The sequence below is a fragment of the Agromyces sp. P1_H4 genome (assembly GCF_056405255.1).
Map to the genome: position 1 here is coordinate 1 of NZ_JBFUCL010000592.1, position 860 is coordinate 860.

The window sequence follows — 860 nt, forward strand, 5'->3', positions numbered from 1 at the left end:
CTTCGACGACCGCGTCGAGACCGTGGCGCTCTGCGGCGGCGCCGGCGACTCGCTGCTCGGCGACCCCACCGTCCGTGGTGCCGACGTCTACATCACCGCCGACCTGCGCCACCACCCGGCATCCGAGGCCCGTGAGCAGGCGCTGCTCGCCGGCGGCCCTGCGCTCCTCGACGTCTCGCACTGGGCCAGCGAATGGCTCTGGCTCGACGCGGCGGCCGCCCAGCTGCGCGAGGCGCACCCGCAGCTCGACGTGCGCGTGAGCGAACTCCGCACCGACCCCTGGGACTTCCAGGTCGTGCAATGATGACCACTTCCACTCCGTCCCCCACGAGGAGCACCACGTGAAGGCCAGCCCAGCCGACCAGCAGGAACTGCTGCGACTCCAGTCCCTCGACACCCGGCTCCAGCAGCTCGCCCACCGGCTGGGTTCGCTGCCCCAGGCCGCGCCGCTCGCCGAGCTCGCCAAGCGCGACACCGCCGTCCGCGGCACGCGCGCCGAGGCCGTCGGCGGGCTCGAGGACGCGCGTGCCGAGCTGAAGCGGCTCGAGTCGGACGTGCAGGTCGTCGAGGCGCGCATCGCCCGCGACGGCGACCGGCTGCAGCACACGTCCTCGACGAAGGATGTCGCGGCGCTCGAGTCCGAGCTCGCCTCGCTCGCCAAGCGCCTCTCCGACCTCGAGGACCAGGAGCTCGTCGTCATGGAGAAGGTGGAGACCGCCGAGGCCGTGGTTGCCGGCATCGACGAGGAGCGCGCATCGATCGCGGCCGAGGCGGCGGTGCTCGAGGGACAGCGCGATGAGGCCGCAGCAGGCTTCGCCACCGAACGCGACGCCACCGAGCGCGACCGCGCCGTCGTCGCC

2 protein-coding genes are annotated in these 860 nt (G+C 73.4%); both read left to right on the top strand.

Going from position 1 to position 860, the window contains the following annotated elements:
- On the top strand, positions 1-304 hold a 304-nt coding region (locus tag AC1DY2_RS20210; RefSeq protein ID WP_476764039.1), incomplete at its 5' end, for a Nif3-like dinuclear metal center hexameric protein.
- A 37-nt stretch (positions 305-341) separates the two neighbouring features.
- Positions 342-860, top strand: a 519-nt coding sequence (locus tag AC1DY2_RS20215) for a zinc ribbon domain-containing protein (protein ID WP_476764040.1), incomplete at its 3' end; no start/stop codon positions are given.